Origin of the sequence: Streptomyces sp. NPDC050509 (assembly GCF_044457965.1) — a bacterium.
Taxonomy (GTDB): Bacteria; Actinomycetota; Actinomycetes; order Streptomycetales; family Streptomycetaceae; genus Streptomyces.
Map to the genome: position 1 here is coordinate 35,304 of NZ_JBITHL010000007.1, position 19,861 is coordinate 55,164.

A 19,861-nucleotide genomic window follows, 5' to 3' on the forward strand; every position below is an offset into this window, starting at 1 on the left:
TTGTCGCCAGGTGCGTACGGTCAGGGGGTCAGCGGCGGGCGCGGGCCCTCGTCCTCGGGGCGCGGCGCCGGCGTACCGTCCTCCTTGATGACCTCGCCCTGCACGACCTTGCCGTCGGGCTGACGCATCCGGGCCTGCTGGAAGGCGTCGCCGAGGGTGCCAGGACCCGCCGCGCGCATACGGCGCTCCAGCGACCGTTCCGCGTACCGGCCGAGCGTCGTCCGTACGGGCGGCAGGAGCAGCAGCAGGCCCAGTACGTCGGTGATCAGCCCGGGGAGCATGATCAGCAGGCCGCCGAGCATGAGGAAGCCGTTGCCGGTGGAGCCGGTGGCCTCCTCGGGCGCGGCGGCTCCGGGGTTCTGCTGCCGCTGCAGGGTCTCGGTGAGGTTCCGGAACGCGCGGCGCCCGGCGCTCTTCATCACGACGGCGCCGAGCACGACCGCGCCCACGAGCAGCAGCAGGACAAGGAAGCCGCCGGCGGCCTCCGCCACCACGGTCAGCAGCCAGATCTCCAGCACCAGCCAGACGGCTACGGCGAGGGGGACGAGGGTGCGGGCGCGTGAGCGCTTGGGAACGGGCCGGGGCGATTGCGCGGTCGTCATGCTTCCAGTGTGCCTGGGCGCGCACCGTTACGGCGTACGGGGGCGGGCCCTGACGATCATGAGGACCCGGACGGCGGGAAGGTCAGGCCGCGGGGCCGGACGGTCCGGCGGGTTTGCGGCCCAGCAGCCGGTTCGCCCGGGACTCGACGCCCCAGGCGGTGACCCGCCAGAGCGCCTCGACCAGGATGTCCTTGCTCATCTTGGAATCGCCCAGTTCACGCTCGACGAAGGTGATGGGCACCTCGACCACATGGCAGCCCGCCTCGGCAGCGCGGCGGGCCAGATCGACCTGGAAGCAGTAGCCCTGGGAGGAGACGTCGTCCAGACCGATCTCTTCCAGGGTCTCCTTGCGGAAGGCCCGGTAGCCGCCGGTGACGTCACGGAACGGGACGCCGAGCAGGACCCGTGAGTAGGTGCTGCCGCCCCGGGAGATCATCTGCCGGGTCCTGGGCCAGTTGACGACGCGCCCGCCCGGCACCCAGCGCGAACCGAGCACGAGATCGGCGCCCTTGAGCGCGGTCAGCAGACGGGGCAGTTCCTCGGGCTGGTGGGAGCCGTCGGCGTCCATCTCGACGAGGACTCCGTAGCCGTGCTCCATGCCCCAGCGGAATCCGGCCAGATAGGCGGCGCCGAGCCCTTCCTTGCCCTTGCGGTGCAACACCTTGACCTGGCTGTCCCCGGCCGCCAGCTCGTCGGCGATCTTGCCGGTGCCGTCGGGGCTGTTGTCGTCGGCGATGAGGATGTCGGCCGCCGGTACCGCGGCGCGCACGCGGGAGACGATCGGCGTGATGTTCTCGGCCTCGTTGAAGGTCGGGATGATCACCAAGGCTGTACCGAGCGGGCCGTACCGCCTCTGGCCACCGTCGTTCACTGCTGCCCCTTCATCGCCGTACGCAGACGCCTCAGCTTAGCGAGCGGACAGGGGCCTCCGAGCACGACGGGGGCCCGGTGTCGGACGAGTTGACCGGTGATGTCCGGAGATGACGGAAGGAACCGCCGAACCGATGCCCCGCACCCGAGCGTGAACGCACGGGGCACGCACTGCGGACCGGGACCCGGCGTCCTTCGGGCCGACCTGGGACCCGCTGGCTGCGGATCGACCGAAAGCCGTTGTCTACTGAACGCCGGGGCCCCGTCCGGGTCACACCTGCCGGCCGGCGGAAACCTTCCCTCGCCCCCGAGACGCGGGCGCTGGACCTGGCTCCCAGTGGCGGTGCGCCGGTGCGGCACACCGCCCCATGGCCCAGCGGCGTTCGACGACGTGCGTGGAGGTTGCCGGACGGACGTCCTGTGGTGGACCCGGCCGAACCTACCCGCCGGTGGAGGCTCACTGTCAATACCCATTTGACCTGCGATGTTGACCAGAAACACCAGGTCAGTGCGGAAGATCCGCAGGTCGCGGCAGAGGCCGGTAAGCATCGACCGGCGGTACGAAATGTCCCTACGTCACTCGTTCGGGCTCACGAACACGGTACGCCCGGCGACAACGGTCCGCAGGCATACGGGCAGCGGGCGCCCCGGCGTGAGATCCGGCAGACCCGGCGTCCCGGAGCGCGGATCCGTGGACCAGCGCGCCACCCGGTCGTCGGGCGCCTGGACCACCAGCTCCTCGGTGCGCCAGAGCGCGTAGTCGGCCGGGGCGCCCGGCACCAGCGTCCCCGCGTCGTCACGGCCGACGGCCCGCCAGCCGCCCCGGGTGTGGGCGGTGAACGCGGCCCGTACGGAGATCCGGTGGCCGGGGGTGCGATGGAAGGCGGCGGCCCGCACGGTCCCCCACGGGTCGAGCGGGGTGACCGGACTGTCGGAGCCGAGGGCCAGCGGCACCCCGGCGCGCAGCAGCGCCGCGTACGGGTTGAGGGTACGGGCCCGCTCGACGCCGAGCCGGCGCGCGTACATGCCCTCGTCGCCGCCCCAGACCGCGTCGAAGGCGGGCTGGACGGAGGCGGTGAGCCCGAGTTCGGCGAAGGCGGCGACGGTCTCCGGGGTGAGCATCTCGGCGTGTTCGACGCGGTGCCTGGCCGCCCGGATCCGCGCCAGGCCGAGCCGCTCGGCGGCGGCCCGCACCCCGGCCACGACGGTGCTGATCGCGGCGTCGCCGATGGCGTGGAACCCGGCCTGGAGCCCCGCCTCGGTGCACGCCGCGACATGGGCGGACACCGCGGCGGCGTCCAGGTGCGCGGCACCGGTGTGGGCGGCGTCGGCGTACGGCTCGTGCAGGGCGGCGGTGTGCGAGCCGAGCGAGCCGTCCACGAACAGATCGCCCGCGGCGCCCGCCGCCCCCAGCTCCCGGACGCGCCGGGCGCCCTTCTCGTCCCCGACCTGCTCCGCCCAGTAGCCGTGGATCCGCGGCCCCGCCTCGTCCCGGGCGAGCGCCAGCAGCGCGGTGAAGTCCTCCTCGTCGGAGATCTCGGGCCCCGCGCACTCGTGGAGCGTGCCGATCCCGAGGGAAGCGGCCCGGTCGCGGGCCGCGCGCTGCGCCTCGGTGCGCTGACGGCCACTGACGGCCCCGTGGGCGGCCTCGCGTACGACGTGGTGGGCGGAGTCCGTCAGAGGCCCCTCGGGGCGGTAGCCGGCCAGGGAGGTGACGCCGGGGACCAGATCGAGCAGGGCCGTGGTCACGACGGCCGAGTGCACATCGACCCGCGGCAGATAGAGCGGCCGGCCACCGGCCGCGTCGTCCAACTCGCCCCGCGTGGGCGCCCGCCGCTCGGGCCAGCGCTCGGCGTCCCATCCGTGCCCGAGCAGGATCCGCTCGTCCGGGCGCGCGGCACTGTGCGCCCGGACGAGCGCGAGCGCCTCCGCGAGACTGGCGGCACCGGACAGATCCAGCCCGGTGAGGGCGAGACCGGTCGCCGTGGTGTGCACATGGGCATCGGTGAACGCGGGCGTGACGAGCGCACCGTCCAGATCGACCACCTCATCGGCCCCGGCGACGAACGAATCCGCGGCACCCTCGGATCCCACCCAGGAGACATGCCCTCGCTCGACGAGCATCGCGGTGGCGAAGGGATCGGCGGGGCTGTGGACTTCTCCACGGCGCAGAAGCACGGTGCGGTGGTCGGCCTGGGAGCCAGTGCGGTCACTCATGAGCACCAGTCTGCCTGCTTTTTTTGAGGGCTCGGTTCGCCTCCGGGGCGCCTTGTGCCACTGTCGACGGTCGACCGTGCTCGGCCCCTCGTTCCTCGGGGCCTGCGCGCACAGGTTCGTGAGGAACGAACGAATCGAGCACGGTCGACCGTCGGCGCCGACATAAAGCGCCCCGGAGGCGAACGAGCCCTCTAAAAAGAAGGCGGCCGGGATTCGTAGGGGGTGGAGAGGACCACCGTCGTGCGGGTGGAGACGCCTGCCAGGGAGCGGATCCGGGTGAGGAGGTGTTCGAGTTCCAGCGGGGTGGGGACCCGGACCTTGAGGATGTAGTTCTCGTCGCCGGCCACGCTGTGGCACGCCTCGATCTCCGGGATGCCGGAGAGCCGTTCCGCGATGTCGTCGGGGGCGCTGGGGTCGAAGGGTTTGACGGAGATGAACGCGGTGAGGGGCAGGCCGACCGTCTCCGGGTCGACCACGGCGGCGTAGCCGCGGATCACTCCGCGCTGCTCCAGGCGGCGTACGCGCTGATGTACCGCCGAGGTGGACAGGCCTGTGGCCTTGCCCAGGTCGGTGTAGCTCATCCGGCCGTCCTTGACGAGCAATTCCACGATCTGACGATCCAGCTCCTCCATGTGGATCAACCTATTGCCCCAGGGGCGTTCCGGCACAGTCGGGCCGGTGCCGCGGCCTGGCGGAGGGGCCGCTTCCGCACGCATCTGCGGGTGGCATGTGACGAAGACCACATACCTGTGGCCGGGTCCACCGAGACCTTACGGTTACCTGGCGCGCGCGACGGGAAGTGCTTGCTGTGGTCGAGACCACAGCAGCCTGGTCGGCCCATCCGAGGGGGAATGTCTCCATGCAGAGCCTGAAGCACGCCGGACGTACCGAGCCGGTCCCCGTCGACCTCGACGAGAGTGACGAGATCGACTCCTACGACACCTTCGAGATGTTCCGGGTCGTCTGCCCGGACTGCGTGCAGCCGATCGCGCTGCTCGCCGACGAGGACACCCTGCCGGAGCACGCGCTGTGCCCGACCCCGTGGAACCCGTTCGTGCTGTCGGTGTGTGCCGGTACGGGCCGCGCCGCGTCCGAGGCGCGGCCCGCCGACTCGTCGTACGAGGCCCAGGAGCAGGAGACCGCGCTGCTGCTGACGCTGCCCCAGGGGCTCGACTGGCGTACGCAGCCCTTCTCGCACGTCGGCGGTCCGGGCTCGCGCCCGTTCAAGGTGCCGACGATGCAGCGGCACGCCGCCTGAGGTTCCGTCAGCGGGTCTCCGGACCCGCGAGATGGCGTGCGATCACCATCCGCTGGATCTGGTTGGTGCCTTCGACGATCTGGAGCACTTTCGCCTCGCGCAGATAGCGCTCCGCCGGGAAGTCTGCCGTGTAGCCGTAGCCGCCGAGTACCTGTACGGCGTCGATGGTGACCTGCATGGCCATGTCGGTGCAGAACAGCTTGGCCATGGCGGCCTGTTGGGAGAAGGGCCGTCCCGTGTCGCGCAGCCGCGCCGCGGCGAGGTAGAGCGCGCGTCCGGCCTCGATGCGGGTGGCCATGTCGGCGAGCAGGAAGCGCAGCCCCTGGAAGTCCGCGACGGGCCTGCCGAACTGCCGCCGTCCGGTGGCGTATGCGACGGCCTCGTCCAGGGCGGCCTGGGCGACGCCGACGGCGCAGGCGGCGATGCCGAGGCGTCCCGAGTCGAGCGCGGAGAGCGCGATCGTGAAGCCCTGCCCCTCGTCGCCGATCCGGCGGTCGTCGGTCACGCGTACGCCGTCGAAGTGGAGTTGGGCGGTGGGCGAGCCCTTCATGCCCATCTTCTTCTCGGGCGGGGCCGCGTTCAGTCCGGGCGCGTCGCCGGGTACGAGGAACGCGGTGATGCCGCGTGGGCCGTCCGCGCCGGTACGGGCGAGCACGGTGTAGAAGTCCGCGATCCCGCCGTGGGTGATCCATGCCTTGGTGCCGGTGAGGACCCAGTGGTCGCCGTCCCGTACCGCCTTCGTACGGAGCGAGGCGGCGTCGGAGCCCGAGGCGGGTTCGGAGAGGCAGTACGCGCCGAGCAGGCCGCCGCCCAGCATCTCGGGGAGGAGTTCGGTCTGCTGGTCCTTGCTGCCGTAGCCGGCGAGGGCGTGGCAGGCGAGGGTGTGGACGCTGACGCCGAGGCCCACGGTGAGGCGGACGGCGGCGAGTTCTTCGAGGACCTGGAGGTAGACCTCGTAGGGCTGACCCCCGCCGCCGAGGGCGGTGTCGTAGGGGAGGGCGAGCAGGCCGGAGGCGGAGAGCAGACGGAAGAGTTCGCGCGGGAAGTGCCCGGCGTCCTCCTCCTCGGCGGCCTTCGGGGCGATCTCCCGCCGGCTGATGTCGCGTACGAGGGCGACGAGGTCCTGGGCCTCCTCGGTGGGCAACAGACGGTCCACCGTTCGCGGGGCGCGGTCGGACATGGCGGCGCTCTCCTCCCTGTCGGGCACTGCGACGGTCGCGCGCGGGGTGTGGGCGGCGCCGTCTGCGTGGGGTCCGGGGAGGTCCCCGGACCGTCGTACCTGCCTCACTGATGCTGCCCTCCCGGATCGCGGCAGGGTCTGATCAGAAGCTGTGGCGCGTCGAGTATGCCTGATCGGAGGGCCCGCGTCACGGGTCGATGATCATGTGCCCGGCGTGGCCCGGGGCGGTCGGAGGCGGTACCGGACGGGGCCCGGGGCGACATCGGATTGGTCCGCACCATTGACCCCAGTGGTCTAGTCCTTCTAACGTCCCCTCCTGAAGCCCGCTTCACCAGCCCATCCCAACTCGCCTGACATCTCTGCCCAGTCGGCGCCATGGCAGGCCCTTCCCCCATACCAGTGCTTCCTGCTTCCTCTCCCCCACGAGGAGACTTCATGCTCAGGTTCCACCGTTCCCGCACCCGTTTCCGGGCGCTGACCGCCGCCGCGTGCACCGCCGTTCTCGGGGTGACCCTGCTCTCCGGGGCGGGCACTGCCACGGCCGGCGAGACCTCCCCCGCGCCGGCCGCACCCGCTGCCGCGCCGGCCGCAGCGGCCGGGGACAAGGTCATCGGATACTTCACCAACTGGGGTGTCTACGACCGTAATTACCACGTCAAGAACATCGAGACGTCCGGCTCGGCCGGCAAGCTCACGCACATCAACTACGCCTTCGGCAATGTCACCGGCGGCAAGTGCGCCATCGGCGACTCGTACGCGGACTACGAGAAGGCGTACACCGCCGACCAGAGCGTGGACGGCGCCGCCGACACCTGGGACCAGCCGCTGCGCGGCAACTTCAACCAGCTGCGCAAGCTCAAGGCGATGCACCCCGGCCTCAAGGTGATCTGGTCCTTCGGCGGCTGGTCCTGGTCCGGCGGTTTCGCGGAGGCGGCGAAGAACCCGGCGGCGTTCGCGCAGTCCTGCCGCGCCCTGGTGGAGGACCCGCGCTGGGCCGATGTGTTCGACGGGATCGACATCGACTGGGAGTACCCGAACGCCTGCGGGCTGACCTGTGACAGCAGTGGCCGGGACGCCTTCAGGAACATGGCGGCGGAGCTGCGTGGCGCGTTCGGCTCCGACCTGGTGACGGCGGCGATCACCGCCGACGGCACGGACGGCGGGAAGATCGACGCCGCGGACTACGCGGGCGCCGCGCAGTACCTCGACTGGTACAACCCGATGACGTACGACTTCTTCGGCGCCTTCGCCGCGCAGGGCCCCACAGCCCCGCACTCGCCGCTGACCTCGTACGCGGGCATCCCGACGCAGGGCTTCGACTCGGACACCGCGATCTCCAAGCTCAAGAGCATCGGCGTCCCGTCCGAGAAGCTGCTGCTGGGCATCGGCTTCTACGGGCGCGGCTGGTCCGGCGTCTCCCAGGCGGCGCCGGGCGGCACCGCGACGGGCGCGGCACCGGGGAAGTACGAGGCGGGCATCGAGGACTACAAGCTCCTGAAGGACCGCTGCCCGGCCAACGGCACGGTCGGCGGCACCGCGTACGCCTTCTGCGGCGACCAGTGGTGGAGCTACGACACCCCGGCCACGATCGCCGGGAAGATGGCGTACAAGGACCAGCAGGGCCTGGGCGGCACCTTCTTCTGGGAGCTGAGCGGCGACACCGCGAACGGTGAGCTGATCAAGGCCATCAACTAGAACATGCGTACTGGAACATCGCGTCGGAACATCGTGTGACGCAGGACCCCGGGAACGCGCCGGGGGCGGGGCGCCCGATCGGCCCCCGCCCCCGGCGTCCCCGTCTCCGGGTCCCGTGACCGGCTACGGCGTGTCCGGTCCCGGGCCGTGGCCCGTGAAGGGGATCCAGTCGAGGTCCTGGGGCGGCGCCGGGCACTCCGGCGCGAACTCCTCGATGGTGTTGAGCGTGTGGCGCAACATCCTGACGAGCAGATCTCGGGGGATCTCCCGCTGCAACTCGTCCCGGTGCTCCAGCCATTCGAGCGTGAGCCACTCGACGCTGCTGAGCCAGCCGAGCAGGGCGAGCCGTGCGATCGGCGGGATGTCCTGGTGGCCGTATGCGCCTTGGGCGACCGTGGCGACCAGGCCGGTCCTCACCGCGTCGCGGATCGCCTGGACCTGGGTGTCGAAGCCGACGCCACCGGTGATGATGGTGCGGTAAGCCGACTCGTTGTACTGGGCGAAGCGCAGATAGGCCTCGACGGTGCGCTGCACCCGCTGGGTGCGCGGCAGTTCGGCGCCGCCGGAGGCGAGCGAGACGAGTTCGGCGACCGAGTCCTCGACAATGGCGAGATAGTAGCCGCGCTTGTTCTTGAAGTAGTAGTAGATCAGTCCCTTGGCGACCCCCGCGTGCTGGGCGATGTCGTCCATCGACAGCGCGTCGTACGAGGTGTCGGCAAACAACTTCCGGCCGGTTGCGATGAGTTCGGAGCGCCGTACCTGTGATCGCAGGGACGGTCCACGCTGTTGACTACGATTCAAATTCGCGTCCTGGTCTCCGGCTGCCACGGTGTTCCCGCAGGAATTCCCGCAGTATTGCAGAGATGACGCGCGGTCCCGCGGTGTGGTCAGAGAAGACCCGTGTGGCTGACGAGGACGGCGACCAGGACGACCAGGGTCCAGCCGAGCAGGTGCTCCAGAAGCTCGGGTCCGTCGTCCTTGGGGCCTCCGGTACGGGCCCGCTCGCGGGCGCGGCCGAGCGTGGTGGCGAATGATGCGGTGGCAGTCATGGACATCTCGTTCAGTCGTACGGCGGTGGATGTCCCCCCGGGGTCACCACCGGGGCGGTGACCCGACCAATGTGCCGGAGAAACCGGCCTCCGGGTAGAGACGTACGTCACCGGCCCGCCGGTCCGTCGTGTCCGGGCGTACGAGGACGGGGCCGGCCGCCCCGTCCTGTGGTCCACACCACACTCCGGTTTTGCCGAACCCGCAAAATTCTTGCGGGCGCCGTGAGCCCGCCCGAATGATCGTGGTACCGAAGCACCACCGATCGAGGAGCAGTGATGTCAGCGATGCCGACGGCACACCCGGATGTGAAGCACCGGCTGGTGGAGGTTCCCGGCGGCCGGATCCATGTCGCGGAACAGGGCACCGGGCCGCTGGTCCTGCTCGTCCACGGCTTTCCCGAGTCCTGGTACTCCTGGCGCCACCAGCTTCCGGCGCTGGCCGCCGCCGGGTACCGTGCGGTCGCCGTCGACGTGCGCGGCTACGGGCGCTCGTCGAAGCCGGCCGATGTGGCGGCGTACCGGATGCTCGCCCATGTCTCCGACAACGCCGGTGTGGTGCGCGCCCTCGGCGAGGAGAGCGCGGTGGTCGTCGGCCATGACTGGGGCTCCCCCATCGCCGCCAACTCCGCGCTGCTCAGGCCCGATGTCTTCACCGCCGTGGGGCTGATGAGCGTCCCGTACTCCCCCAGGAACGGGTTCCGGCCGAGCGACGCCTTCGGGATGATCGGCGGGGACGAGGAGTTCTACGTCAGTTACTTCCAGCGGCCGGGCCGTGCGGAGGCGGAGATCGAGCCGGATGTACGGGGATGGCTGGCCGGGTTCTACGCCGGGCTGTCGGCCGACACGATGCCGGAGAACAAGGACAGCCTCTTCTTCGTGCCCAAGGGCGGGAAGCTCTCCGACCGTTTCCCGTCCGGGCCGCTGCCCTCCTGGCTGTCGGAGGCCGATCTCGACCTCTACGCGGGCGAGTTCGAGCGGACCGGGCCGACCGGGGCGCTGAACCGCTACCGCAACGTCGACCGGGACTGGGAGGACCTCGCCGCGTGGGACGGGGCGCCGATCCGTCAGCCGTCGCTCTTCATCGGCGGCACGCTCGACGCGTCCACCACCTGGATGGCGGACGCCATCGCGAACTACCCCACCACGCTGCCGGGCCTGGTCTCCTCGCACCTCCTCGAAGGCGTCGGCCACTGGGTGCAGCAGGAGCGGGCGGACGAGGTCAACGGGCTCCTGGTGGAGTGGCTGCGCTCGCTGCCCGCGTCCTGACCCCGTCCGCGGCGCGCCGTCAGAGCAGACCGACCGCCCGTAGTTCCCGGCACTGCGCGGCGGACGGCTTCGCGGGCCAGTAGACGTAACAGACCCCGCCGGTGCCGGAGGCGACCTTGCCGGACGCGTTGTACCGCTTGGTGCGGAGCCAGATCGTCTCCCACTCGGCGCGGCGGTAGACCCGGCGTACGGCCGTGTTGCTCGGCGAGGCGGGGTCGTTGGCGATCACGTCGCCCTCGGGTGTGAAGCCGATGACCGTCATCAGGTGGCCGGAGGTGCCGTAACCCGCCCCCGTCAGCTCCTCCTTGAGGAAGGACTGCGAGGTGATGACGGGGATGCCCGCGCCCACCAGCGTCTCCACGTCGGCGAGCGAGCCGAGCCGGGTGACGGCGGAGCTCATGTCCCGGTACGTGGCGGCGTAGGCGGCGTTGAAGGGCCAGTTGCCGCAGCCCTCGTACTGGTAGTCGAAGGTGAACCGGGCCGCGTGGCACACCTGCGGATCGTCGAAGTCCGGGTTCACCCAGGCCAGTTCGTCGGCGGTGGGGACGCGCCCCCAGTACTCGATGATCATCTGCGAGGAGGTGGGGCTGCACCAGGCCTCGCCGCCGTTGTCGTACTCGGGGTACTGCCCGATGTGCGTGTTCTGCGAGTAGCGCGGCACGGTCAGCTCGCGCGCGAGCCCCGGCGTGGAGGCCGGGACGGTGAACCGGTCCGGGATGTCGGAGGCCATCGCGCCGACCCGGTGGACCACCGGGGTGAGACCGCTGCCCGGGGTGCGGTAGAGGGTGAGGCGCAGCCGGTACGAGACGAGGCGCGTCCCGGTCGACGCGTCGTCCACCGCGAAGGTGTCCGTCCAGACGGTGCTGCGGCCGTCGCTCTGGTCGTCCAGCGAGGTGCGCCGGATGTCGCCGTCCCCGTCGCCCGAGGTCCAGCGGCCCATCACGTACCACGGGGTGTCGGTGCCGTCGGCGTACTGCCCGCGCAGTTCGACCTGGAGCCAGGTGCCCGCCGGGGTCCGCGCGTTCCAGGAGGCGATCACCTCGGTGGCGGGGACCTTCGAGCGGTGGAGGGGTGAGGTCCAGGTGGCGTACTCCCACGTGGCGCTCTTCCCGGTGTGCGGGTCGGTGTAGCCGGTGGATCCCGCGGGGGCGCCGATGACCAGCGAGGGCCGGGCGCCGGAGACGGCGCGGACGCCGTCGGCGGTACCGGCCCGCCAGTCGGCGTACGAGGTCCAGAACGCGTTGTCCACGAGCGGCTGCGCCGGGGCGCCGGGGACCGCCGCCGCTCCGGCCGGCAGGGCGGCGCCCGCCCCGGTGGCCGCGGTGGCCGCGAGCGCGGCGGCGAGAACGGTTCTGCGCGAGGGGGGACGGGTCATGGGAACCTCCGGTCGACGGGCGGGGAGAGACGGAGAGGCGCGGACGGGAAGAGGCGGAGGGAGCCGAAGGAGCGTGCGGCGGCGGGAGGGTGACGGGTCGACAGTGGTCCACTATCCCGGCTCCCGGCGGGCTTCTGCCAGCGATTCGCACCGCGTCGGCCGAGCAATATTGGTCTCCACCAGTGGCATGACCTGCGGTGGCCGGGCACCGGACACCGCCAGGACCCTTCCGGCTCGTAGGCTGGGCCGTATGGACGACCTCACCGCCCTGGCCGCGCGGCTGCGCGCTCTGCCGCCCTCCTGCGGTCCGGTGCGGCTGATCGCGGTGGACGGCCACGCCGGATCCGGCAAGAGCACCTTCGCGGCGCGGCTCGCGGCGGCGCTCGGCGGCGCGCCCGTGCTGCGGCTGGACGACGTGGCGAGCCACGAGGAGCTGTTCGCGTGGGTGCCCCGGCTGACGGCGCAGGTCATCGAGCCGTTCACGCGTGGCGCGACCGCGCGCTACACGCCGTACGACTGGACGCTGCGCCGCTTCACCGCGCCGCGCGCGCTGCCCGCCGCCCCCGTGGTTCTCGTGGAGGGGGTCGGGGCCGGCCGGCGGGCGCTGCGGCCGTATCTCGCCGGGCTGTTCTGGATGGAGCGGAGCGCCGAGGAGTCCTGGGAGCGGGGGCGCCGCCGGGACGGAGAGGCGCAGTCCGCCTTCTGGGACGGTTGGACAGTGGCGGAGACACGCCATTTCGCGACGGACCCGTCTCGTCCCTTTTCCGACGCTCTGGTACGAGAGGGGCAGGAGGGGTATGTGATGAGCCCGATGCCTCACGCGACCGCGAGGCAGGACCAAACCATTACCCACCGTGACCGCCCGAGGCCACCATACTGAGCAGTCGGAAATCGACGCGCGCAGAGTGCCCAACTCGGCTTGACCAGCGGGCAGGGCAGGTCTTACGTTCTTAATGTGCGGCTTTTCGGAGCCGCCGCAGACGCGAAGCCCCCGGTTGTTCCCCCGTGATCGGGGGCTTCGTTCTGCCCTCTTCGCCGTTTTCCGGGCCCCGCGCCCCCTCACCCGCTCACCCTGGGTCACTGGGCGACGCGGTACGCGGCGCCCTTAGTCGCACACACTCTGCGCAGGTACGATGCCTCTGAGTGCGGTCAATTCCCGTCCGCGTCATGGTGGTTCAGTACGCTGCCGACGGGCGCCCGCCCGGCGGGACATCACGGGGGCACGGTTTGTGGGGGACCTGATGGATATCGGCACGCAGGGCACGGGAGCCCCGGCCGACCTCGCCTGGGTGCGCGGGGTGGACGCCTACACCATGGGGGCGTATCCCCAGGCGGAGGAGGAGTTCAGGACTGCCGTCCGGCTCGATCCCGGGATGGCCGACGGCTGGCTCGGGCTGCACGCGCTGCGCGTCGAGACCACCACCGCCCTGATCCACATGTACCGCCATCGCGACCGCTTCGGCGAGCAGCGCACCCGCCACCGCCGCACCCTGAACTCCTGGTACTGGCTGGGCTGGTGGGTCCAGCCCGTGCTGGAGAGCGGGCGCGACCTGCGGCTGGCGCACGCCTCGCACTGGCTGGACGGGCGCCATGTGCCCGAGCTGGACCGGGCGTTGGCGGAGCTGCCGCCGGTGGACACCGACCCGCAGGTGCGTTTCCTGCACGCCTGCCGCGCCTATCTGGTCAAGGACTGGGACCAGTTGTGCCGCCACACCGAACAGCTCGTCCACGATCCGCTGCTCGGTATCGAGGCGGGTCTCTTCGGCGGGATGGCCCGGGTCAGGCTGGAGATGTTCGGCCAGGCCGAGCCGCTGCTCTCCACCGCGCTGATGCGCTGCCGCAGCGAGCAGCCCCAGCGCAAGGAGCTGCGGTACTGGCTGGCCCGCGCCCACGAGGGCACCGGGCGCAGCGCCGCCGCCCTGCCGCTCTACCGGGCCGTGCACCGCCTCGACCCGGCCTTCATGGACACGGCGGCGCGGCTCGCCGCGATCACCGACTCCGACGGGTACGACAGCTACGAGAGCCCCGACGACCCGATGGGGCTGGCCTCCGTGGCGCTGGCCGGGCTCGGCCAGGACGCGGCGGACCTGACGGAGGCCCAGCCCCAGGCACAGGCGCAGAGCGATCCGGAGGGGCCGCTCGGCTCCGACATCCTGGTCGGCAGGGAGCCGCAGCCGCCGCTCGGCGGCAGCGGGCCGCCCGTCGCGCCCGAGTCGCTCCGGGAGAAGCTGCCGCCCCCGCCCGCGCAGCCGCCGCGCTTCCCCGAGGGGCCGACGGATCCGGCGCTGCTCGCCGAGGCGCTGGCCGAGCTGGAGCGGATGGTCGGGCTCGAACCGGTGAAGCGGCAGGTCAAGGCGGTATCCGCGCAGCTCCGCATGGCGCGGCTGCGGGCCGGCCAGGGGCTTCCCGTCCAGCCGCCGAAACGTCACTTTGTCTTCTCCGGCCCCTCGGGCACCGGCAAGACCACCGTGGCGCGCATCCTGGGCCGGATCTTCTACGCGCTGGGGCTGCTCGGCGGGGACCATCTCGTCGAGGCGCAACGGGCCGATCTGGTCGGCGAGTTCCTGGGCCAGACCGCCGTCAAGGCGAACGAGCTGATCGACTCGGCGATCGGCGGGGTGCTCTTCGTCGACGAGGCGTACAGCCTCTCCAACTCCGGTTACAGCAAGGGTGACGCCTACGGCGACGAGGCCCTTCAGGTGCTGCTGAAGCGTGCCGAGGACAACCGGGACCATCTCGTGGTGATCCTGGCGGGCTATCCGGAGGGCATGGACCGGCTGCTCGCCACCAACCCGGGGCTCTCCTCGCGCTTCACCAGCCGGGTCGACTTCCCGAGCTACCGGCCGCTCGAACTGACCGCGATCGGCGGGGTGCTGGCCGCCGAGAACGGTGACGTGTGGGACGAGGAGTCCGTCGACGAGCTGCGCTCGATCAGCGGGCACGTGGTCGACCAGGGGTGGATCGACGAGCTGGGCAACGGCCGGTTCGTCCGGACGCTGTACGAGAAGAGCTGCGCCTACCGCGATCTGCGGCTCTCCGGCTACAGCGGTACTCCTACGCGCGATGACCTGGCGACGCTGCGGCTGCCCGACCTGATGCAGGCGTACGGCGAGGTGCTCTCCGGGCGCGGTCCGGCCGGCCGGGGCTCCCAGGACCCGACGGGAACATGATCCCGCCGGGCCCGGGAGACCGGTCCGGCACCGGAGGTTCAGCGGGCCAGGGCCTGGGCCGCCTGGTCCGTGCGCTGTTCGCCGACGAGGGTCGCCCGGGTGGCGGACACCTCCCGGTGGGAGGGGTCCCGTACCTCCCCCACCAGCATTTCGAGGACATCCTCCAGGGCCACCAGGCCGAGCACCCGCCCGGACACGTCCGCGACCTGGGCGAGATGGGTGGCCGCGCGGCGCATCACGGTGAGGGCGTCGTCCAGCGGGAGTTCCGCGCTGAGCGTCGCCATCGGCCGCCAGACGTGCTGGGGCACGGCCCGGTCCGCCGTCTCCAGATCGAGGACATCCTTGACGTGCAGATACCCCATGAAGGCGCCGCCGCCCTCCGCGCACACCGGGAAGCGGGAGTAGCCGGTGCGTACCGTCAGCTCCTCGATCTCCCTCGGCGTGACGGCCGGGTTCACCGTGATCAGTGAGGCGCGGGTGAGGAGCACGTCGGTGACCGGGCGGCTGCCCAGCTCCAGCGCGTCCTCCAGACGCTCCTGCGCCTCGGGTTCCAGCAGCCCCGCCTGTCCCGAGTCCTCCACGAGCCGGTTGAGCTGCTCGCTGGTGAAGACGGCCTCCACCTCGTCCTTGGGCTCGACGCGGAAGGCCCGCAGCACGAGCCGGGCGCAGGCGCCGAGCGCGGCGGTGACCGGCCGGCAGAGCCGGGCGAAGCCGACCAGACCGGGGCTGAGCCAGAGCGCGGTCTTCTCCGGGGCGGCCATGGCGAGGTTCTTGGGGACCATCTCGCCGATGACGAGGTGCAGGAAGACGACCAGCGCCAGGGCGATGACGTACCCCAGCGGGTGGATCAGGCCTTCCGGTACCCGTACCGCGTGGAAGACGGGCTCCAGGAGGCGCGCCACCGTCGGCTCGGCCACCGCGCCGAGCGTCAGGGAGCAGACGGTGATGCCGAACTGCGCGGCGGCCATCATCTGCGGCAGGTGCTCCAGCCCGTACAGCGCCTGTCTGGCCCGGGCCGAGCCGCGCGCGGCGTGCGGTTCGATCTGGCTGCGGCGTACGGAGACGAGGGCGAACTCCGCGCCGACGAAGTAGCCGTTGGCGAGGACCAGGAGAAGGGCGAAGGCGAGTTGCAGCACGCTCATCGGACGCCCTCCGCCATCGCGGGAGCGGCGGCGGGCACGGGCCCGGGCGCCGGGACCTCGGCCGGGACGCCCCGTACCACCGGTACGGGCTCGGCCGGGCCGTCGTCCGTCAGTCGTATCAGCCGGACCCGCTCCGCCCGGTAGCGGTCCACCCGGCGTACGGAGAGCCGCCAGCCGGGCAGCTCCGCGCGGTCGCCGGGGGCCGGGATGCGTCCCAGCAGATCGGCGACGAGACCGGCCAGCGTCTCGTAGGGCCCCTCGGGGACGTCGAGTCCGATGCGCCGCAGGGTGAGGACCCGGGCGCTGCCGTCGGCCTCCCAGGCGGGCCGGCCGTCCACCGGGTCGACGGGGGCCAGTTCCGGCCGCCCGTCCCCCTCGGCGTCGTGCTCGTCGCGCACCTCGCCGACCAGTTCCTCGACGATGTCCTCCAGGGTGACGACCCCGGCCGTACCGCCGTACTCGTCGACCACCGCGGCTATCGGCTGCTCGTTGCGCAGCCGCTCCAGGAGCTGCTGCACGGGCAGGCTCTCCGGGACGAACAGCGCGGGAAGGGCGATACGGCCGACCGGGGTACGCCGCCGCTCCGCCACGGGGACGGCGAGCGCGTCCTTGAGGTGCACCATGCCGATGATCTCGTCGATGCGCTCCCGGTAGACGGGGAAGCGGGAGAGCCCGGTGGCCCGCGTGAGGTTGACGACGTCCGCCGCCGTCGCGTCCGCCTGGAGGGCGCTGACCTTCACGCGGGGGGTCATCACATGCTGGGCGGTGAGCCGGCCGAGTGAGAGGGTCCGTACGAACAGGTCGGCGGTGTCCTGTTCGAGGGTGCCCGCCCGGGCGGAGTGGCGGGCCAGGGAGACGAGCTCGCCGGGGGTGCGGGCCGAGGCGAGTTCGTCGGTCGGCTCCACGCCGAGTATCCGGACGAGCCGGTTGGCGACCGTGTTGAGCAGGGAGATCACCGGCCGGAACACGGTGGAGAAGAGGTGCTGCGGCCCCGCCACGAAGCCCGCGACCTGGAGCGGCCGGGAGACCGCCCAGTTCTTGGGGACGAGTTCGCCGATCACCATCTGGACGGCGGAGGCCAGCAGCATGCCGATCACCACCGCGACGCCGGAGACGGCCCCGGCGGGCAGTCCGGTCGCGGCGAGCGGCCCGCCGAGCAGTTCGGCGAGCGCGGGCTCGGCGAGCATGCCGACGACCAGCGAGGTGATGGTGATGCCGAGCTGGGTGCCGGAGAGCTGGAAGGAGAGTTCGCGCAGGGCTCTGACGACGCTACGGGCGCGGCGGTCGCCCGCCGCTGCGGCCCGCTCGGCGTCGGGGCGGTCCACCGTGATGAGGCCGAACTCGGCCGCCACGAAGAAGCCGTTGGCGAGGATGAGAAGGAACGCTGCGGCGAGCAGCAGAAGGGGGATGGTCATGCCGCCGCCTCGTCGAAGGGGGCGGCGCAGGTACTACCGGACGATCCGTCCATTGCTGGAGGGAGTCACTCCTCGGGTCGCAGGATTGCCCCGCGGGCCGTCGCGGCCGTCTGATGCGGGGCGGGGCGCACTCGGCGCCTCCGCCACCAGAGTAATCAAGACAGGGGCGGGGCGGACAGGACCTGGTGGCCCGTCGCCGTACCGGAGCGTGTCAGCACCCGGTACGACGGGGTGCCCGTGCCTGGTACGAAGGGGTGTCAGCGCCCGTCGTCGTCCCGCGCGGAGCGGGATTCGGTCAGGTCGCGCAGCGCGCGGGCGTCGCGGATCGCGCGATCCCTGGCCACGCCGGGCTGGATGCCGAGGACGGGCAGGCTGCTGCCGTCGCTGAGGTCGAGGAAGACCCAGGGGTCGCCGGGCCGCAGGTTGACCCGCAGGATCTCGGCCCACTCCAGCCGGCGGGTGCGGGTGAGATTGACGACCGTCACCCCCGTGTCGTCGGCGACGACCTTGGGGCGGCTGAGCAGCGCCAGTACGCCGAAGAACAGCAGCGCGGTGACGATGAAGCTCAGCCGCTCCCCCGCGCTGAGCTGCTCCAGCATCAGGCCGATGGCCGAGATGACGACGAACATGACCGTGCCGACGGAGAGCAGCACCGTACGGGTGACGGTCGGCCGGAACGTGACCGGCAGGGCGGGTGCGGGGGCGGGCACGGACATGGGTTCTGGGTCTTCCCGGGATGACTTCGAGGGTGCGGAGGGAGATCGGAGGGCGGAAGGGCCGGGCCGGCCGGAGCCGGTCAGAGCCGGCAGGCGTGGATGGCCGTGGTGAGGATGGCGCGGGCACCCAGCTCGTAGAGGTCGTCCATGATCCGCTGTGCCTCCTTCGCGGGGACCATCGCGCGGACGGCGACCCATCCCTCGTTGTGCAGCGGGGAGACCGTCGGGGATTCGAGGCCCGGCGTGAGGGCGACGGCGCGCTCCAGGTGCTCGGCGCGGCAGTCGTAGTCCATCATCACGTACGTACGGGCGACCAGGACGCCCTGGAGGCGGCGCAGGAACTGCTGCACCTTGGGCTCCTCGGTGCCGGCGCCGGTGCGGCGGATGACGACCGCCTCCGAGGTCATGATCGGCTCGCCGATCACTTCCAGGCCCGCGTTCCGCAGCGAGGTGCCGGTCTCCACGACATCCGCGATGATCTGGGCGACGCCCAGCTCGATGGCGGTCTCGACCGCGCCGTCCAGGTGGACGACGGAGGCGTCGACGCCGTGGTCCGCGAGGTGCCGGGCCACGATGCCCTCGTAGGAGGTGGCGACGGTCATGCCGCCGAACTCGCCGACCCCGGTGGCGGTGCCCGGCCTGGTGGCGTAGCGGAAGGTGGAGCGCGCGAAGCCGAGGGGCAGGATCTCCTCGGCGTCGGCCTCCGAGTCCAGCAGCAGATCGCGTCCGGTGATGCCGATGTCGAGGCGTCCTGAGCTCACGTAGATCGCGATGTCGCGGGGGCGCAGGTAGAAGAACTCGACCTCGTTGTCCGGGTCGACCAGGACGAGTTCCTTGGACTCCTTGCGCTGCTGGTATCCGGCCTCATGGAGCATCGCCGACGCAGGCCCGGAGAGAGAACCCTTGTTGGGAACGGCGATGCGCAGCATGAGGTCGTATTCCTTCGTGCGGAGGGCGAGCGGGGCGGGCGAGCAGGGAGGAAAGGGGTGAAACGGTGCGGAGCGGTGCAGGGACGATGCTCAGAGATGGGCGTACACGTCGTCAAGGGAGATTCCGCGCGCGACCATCATCACCTGGACGTGGTAGAGGAGCTGGGAGATCTCCTCGGCGGCGGCTTCCTTGCCCTCGTACTCGGCGGCCATCCACACTTCGGCCGCCTCCTCGACGACCTTCTTGCCGATGGCGTGTACGCCCTTTTCCACCAGTTCGGCGGTGCGGGAGGTGGTGGGGTCGCCCTGGGCGGCCTTCTGCTGGAGCTCGCTGAAGAGCTCCTCGAACGTCTTCTTGGACATGGTGGCGCTCACTTTACGCGGCTGCTCGCGGGCTCCTGGCGCCAGGGTTCGGCGACGGTACGCAGGGTGGTGGCCGTGGCGACGGCGGCGGTGACCGCCTCGTGCCCCTTGTCCTCGTGGGAGCCTTCGAGACCGGCCCGGTCCAGGGCCTGTTCCTCGGTGTCGCAGGTCAGTACGCCGAAGCCGATGGGGACTCCGGTGTCCACGGAGACCTGGGTGAGGCCCTGCGTGACGCCCTGGCACACATACTCGAAGTGCGGGGTGCCGCCCCGGATGACGACGCCGAGCGCGACGACCGCGTCGTAACCGCGGCCCGCCAGCACCTTGGCGACGACGGGCAGCTCGAAGCTGCCGGGCACGCGCAGCAGTGTCGGCTCGTCGATGCCGAGGTCGCGCAGGGCCCGCAGGGCTCCGTCGACGAGGCCGTCCATGATCTTCTCGTGCCACTGTGCCGCGATGACGGCGACCCGGAGGTCTCCGCAGTTCTTGACACTCAGTTCGGGTGCGCCCTTGCCGCTCACGTCTCTCCTCGCATGCTGTGCTTCTCGTCGGTGGTCAGGTCGTCAGGTCGTACGGTCGTCGGTTCGCAGGGTCGTAGGCCGTCAGGTAGTCAG

At 71.4% G+C, this 19,861-nt stretch carries 19 protein-coding genes; 5 read left to right on the plus strand and 14 right to left on the minus strand.

The features are described 5' to 3' along the window. Positions 1 to 20: 20 nt before the first annotated feature. The 4 genes from fxsA to ACIBJC_RS20525 all read right to left on the minus strand — a co-directional run bounded on the left by fxsA (position 21) and on the right by ACIBJC_RS20525 (position 4,321). A complete protein-coding gene (gene fxsA, locus ACIBJC_RS20510; RefSeq protein WP_399294354.1) occupies positions 21 to 602 on the minus strand; it encodes an FxsA family membrane protein in 582 nt (193 codons plus the stop codon). 82 nt (positions 603 to 684) lie between these two features. Next, entirely contained in the window at positions 685 to 1,473 is a 789-nt protein-coding gene (locus ACIBJC_RS20515; protein WP_399294355.1) for a polyprenol monophosphomannose synthase, read from the minus strand. 575 nt (positions 1,474 to 2,048) lie between these two features. Next, positions 2,049 to 3,689 (minus strand): amidohydrolase, encoded by a 1,641-nt coding sequence (locus tag ACIBJC_RS20520; protein ID WP_399294357.1) that lies wholly within the window; start codon positions 3,687 to 3,689, stop codon positions 2,049 to 2,051. A 191-nt stretch (positions 3,690 to 3,880) separates the two neighbouring features. Continuing rightward, positions 3,881 to 4,321 carry an Lrp/AsnC family transcriptional regulator gene (locus ACIBJC_RS20525; protein WP_329828379.1) on the minus strand — a complete coding sequence of 147 codons (441 nt, stop codon included), beginning with the start codon at positions 4,319 to 4,321 and terminating at the stop codon, positions 3,881 to 3,883. Between the two features lie 227 nt (positions 4,322 to 4,548). On the opposite strand from ACIBJC_RS20525, the gene ACIBJC_RS20530 reads away from it, so the two are divergent. Then, positions 4,549 to 4,947: a hypothetical protein gene (locus tag ACIBJC_RS20530; RefSeq protein ID WP_399294360.1), complete on the plus strand. Its 399-nt coding sequence runs from the start codon at positions 4,549 to 4,551 to the stop codon at positions 4,945 to 4,947. A 7-nt stretch (positions 4,948 to 4,954) separates the two neighbouring features. On the opposite strand, the gene ACIBJC_RS20535 is transcribed toward ACIBJC_RS20530, so the two are convergent. Further along, positions 4,955 to 6,127 (minus strand): acyl-CoA dehydrogenase family protein, encoded by a 1,173-nt coding sequence (locus tag ACIBJC_RS20535; protein WP_399294362.1) that lies wholly within the window; start codon positions 6,125 to 6,127, stop codon positions 4,955 to 4,957. Positions 6,128 to 6,562: 435 nt separating this feature from the next. Here ACIBJC_RS20535 and ACIBJC_RS20540 point away from each other — a divergent pair, with 435 nt between their 5' ends. Further along, on the plus strand, positions 6,563 to 7,822 hold the full coding sequence (locus ACIBJC_RS20540; RefSeq protein ID WP_399294365.1) for a glycoside hydrolase family 18 protein: 1,260 nt from the start codon (positions 6,563 to 6,565) through the stop codon (positions 7,820 to 7,822). Positions 7,823 to 7,945: 123 nt separating this feature from the next. Here ACIBJC_RS20540 and ACIBJC_RS20545 read toward each other — a convergent pair whose 3' ends face one another. Together ACIBJC_RS20545 and ACIBJC_RS20550 are read right to left on the minus strand one after the other, a co-directional pair. Beyond that, entirely contained in the window at positions 7,946 to 8,623 is a 678-nt protein-coding gene (locus ACIBJC_RS20545; RefSeq protein ID WP_399294368.1) for a TetR/AcrR family transcriptional regulator, read from the minus strand. An 86-nt stretch (positions 8,624 to 8,709) separates the two neighbouring features. Beyond that, positions 8,710 to 8,871: an SCO1431 family membrane protein gene (locus ACIBJC_RS20550; RefSeq protein ID WP_399294371.1), complete on the minus strand. Its 162-nt coding sequence runs from the start codon at positions 8,869 to 8,871 to the stop codon at positions 8,710 to 8,712. A gap of 276 nt (positions 8,872 to 9,147) precedes the next feature. On the opposite strand from ACIBJC_RS20550, the gene ACIBJC_RS20555 reads away from it, so the two are divergent. After that, positions 9,148 to 10,137, plus strand: a complete 990-nt coding sequence (locus ACIBJC_RS20555; RefSeq protein ID WP_399294374.1) for an alpha/beta fold hydrolase — start codon at positions 9,148 to 9,150, stop codon at positions 10,135 to 10,137. Positions 10,138 to 10,156: 19 nt separating this feature from the next. Here the strand turns inward: ACIBJC_RS20555 and ACIBJC_RS20560 are convergent, their stop codons facing one another. Further along, entirely contained in the window at positions 10,157 to 11,512 is a 1,356-nt protein-coding gene (locus tag ACIBJC_RS20560) for a peptidase C39 family protein (protein ID WP_399294378.1), read from the minus strand. A gap of 250 nt (positions 11,513 to 11,762) precedes the next feature. On the opposite strand from ACIBJC_RS20560, the gene ACIBJC_RS20565 reads away from it, so the two are divergent. Together ACIBJC_RS20565 and ACIBJC_RS20570 are read left to right on the plus strand one after the other, a co-directional pair. Beyond that, a complete protein-coding gene (locus ACIBJC_RS20565) occupies positions 11,763 to 12,392 on the plus strand; it encodes a hypothetical protein (RefSeq protein ID WP_399294381.1) in 630 nt (209 codons plus the stop codon). 361 nt (positions 12,393 to 12,753) lie between these two features. After that, a complete protein-coding gene (locus ACIBJC_RS20570; RefSeq protein ID WP_399294384.1) occupies positions 12,754 to 14,682 on the plus strand; it encodes an AAA family ATPase in 1,929 nt (642 codons plus the stop codon). A gap of 38 nt (positions 14,683 to 14,720) precedes the next feature. On the opposite strand, the gene ACIBJC_RS20575 is transcribed toward ACIBJC_RS20570, so the two are convergent. From ACIBJC_RS20575 to ribH, 6 genes are all read right to left on the minus strand, one after another. Then, a complete protein-coding gene (locus ACIBJC_RS20575) occupies positions 14,721 to 15,824 on the minus strand; it encodes a hemolysin family protein (RefSeq protein WP_399294387.1) in 1,104 nt (367 codons plus the stop codon). Then, positions 15,821 to 17,239 carry a hemolysin family protein gene (locus tag ACIBJC_RS20580; protein ID WP_399294390.1) on the minus strand — a complete coding sequence of 473 codons (1,419 nt, stop codon included), beginning with the start codon at positions 17,237 to 17,239 and terminating at the stop codon, positions 15,821 to 15,823. Before ACIBJC_RS20580 ends, ACIBJC_RS20575 begins: the two co-directional genes overlap by 4 nt. A gap of 257 nt (positions 17,240 to 17,496) precedes the next feature. After that, positions 17,497 to 17,955: a PH domain-containing protein gene (locus tag ACIBJC_RS20585; RefSeq protein ID WP_399294393.1), complete on the minus strand. Its 459-nt coding sequence runs from the start codon at positions 17,953 to 17,955 to the stop codon at positions 17,497 to 17,499. 80 nt (positions 17,956 to 18,035) lie between these two features. Beyond that, positions 18,036 to 18,884 carry an ATP phosphoribosyltransferase gene (gene hisG, locus ACIBJC_RS20590; protein ID WP_399294395.1) on the minus strand — a complete coding sequence of 283 codons (849 nt, stop codon included), beginning with the start codon at positions 18,882 to 18,884 and terminating at the stop codon, positions 18,036 to 18,038. Positions 18,885 to 18,974: 90 nt separating this feature from the next. Beyond that, positions 18,975 to 19,247 (minus strand): phosphoribosyl-ATP diphosphatase, encoded by a 273-nt coding sequence (locus ACIBJC_RS20595; RefSeq protein ID WP_399294398.1) that lies wholly within the window; start codon positions 19,245 to 19,247, stop codon positions 18,975 to 18,977. A gap of 8 nt (positions 19,248 to 19,255) precedes the next feature. Then, a complete protein-coding gene (ribH, locus tag ACIBJC_RS20600) occupies positions 19,256 to 19,768 on the minus strand; it encodes a 6,7-dimethyl-8-ribityllumazine synthase (RefSeq protein WP_329828396.1) in 513 nt (170 codons plus the stop codon). Positions 19,769 to 19,861 lie beyond the last annotated feature (93 nt).

Excerpts from the sequence above, each read along its gene's own strand:
- fxsA (WP_399294354.1), bottom strand. The coding sequence starts at position 602 with ATGACGACCGCGCAATCGCCCCGGCCCGTTCCCAAGCGCTCACGCGCC.
- ACIBJC_RS20520 (WP_399294357.1), bottom strand. The coding sequence starts at position 3,689 with ATGAGTGACCGCACTGGCTCCCAGGCCGACCACCGCACCGTGCTTCTG.
- ACIBJC_RS20525 (WP_329828379.1), bottom strand. The coding sequence starts at position 4,321 with ATGGAGGAGCTGGATCGTCAGATCGTGGAATTGCTCGTCAAGGACGGC.
- ACIBJC_RS20530 (WP_399294360.1), top strand. The coding sequence starts at position 4,549 with ATGCAGAGCCTGAAGCACGCCGGACGTACCGAGCCGGTCCCCGTCGAC.
- ACIBJC_RS20535 (WP_399294362.1), bottom strand. The coding sequence starts at position 6,127 with ATGTCCGACCGCGCCCCGCGAACGGTGGACCGTCTGTTGCCCACCGAG.
- ACIBJC_RS20540 (WP_399294365.1), top strand. The coding sequence starts at position 6,563 with ATGCTCAGGTTCCACCGTTCCCGCACCCGTTTCCGGGCGCTGACCGCC.
- ACIBJC_RS20550 (WP_399294371.1), bottom strand. The coding sequence starts at position 8,871 with ATGACTGCCACCGCATCATTCGCCACCACGCTCGGCCGCGCCCGCGAG.
- ACIBJC_RS20555 (WP_399294374.1), top strand. The coding sequence starts at position 9,148 with ATGTCAGCGATGCCGACGGCACACCCGGATGTGAAGCACCGGCTGGTG.
- ACIBJC_RS20560 (WP_399294378.1), bottom strand. The coding sequence starts at position 11,512 with ATGACCCGTCCCCCCTCGCGCAGAACCGTTCTCGCCGCCGCGCTCGCG.
- ACIBJC_RS20565 (WP_399294381.1), top strand. The coding sequence starts at position 11,763 with ATGGACGACCTCACCGCCCTGGCCGCGCGGCTGCGCGCTCTGCCGCCC.
- ACIBJC_RS20570 (WP_399294384.1), top strand. The coding sequence starts at position 12,754 with ATGGATATCGGCACGCAGGGCACGGGAGCCCCGGCCGACCTCGCCTGG.
- ACIBJC_RS20575 (WP_399294387.1), bottom strand. The coding sequence starts at position 15,824 with ATGAGCGTGCTGCAACTCGCCTTCGCCCTTCTCCTGGTCCTCGCCAAC.
- ACIBJC_RS20580 (WP_399294390.1), bottom strand. The coding sequence starts at position 17,239 with ATGACCATCCCCCTTCTGCTGCTCGCCGCAGCGTTCCTTCTCATCCTC.
- ACIBJC_RS20585 (WP_399294393.1), bottom strand. The coding sequence starts at position 17,955 with ATGTCCGTGCCCGCCCCCGCACCCGCCCTGCCGGTCACGTTCCGGCCG.
- hisG (WP_399294395.1), bottom strand. The coding sequence starts at position 18,884 with ATGCTGCGCATCGCCGTTCCCAACAAGGGTTCTCTCTCCGGGCCTGCG.
- ACIBJC_RS20595 (WP_399294398.1), bottom strand. The coding sequence starts at position 19,247 with ATGTCCAAGAAGACGTTCGAGGAGCTCTTCAGCGAGCTCCAGCAGAAG.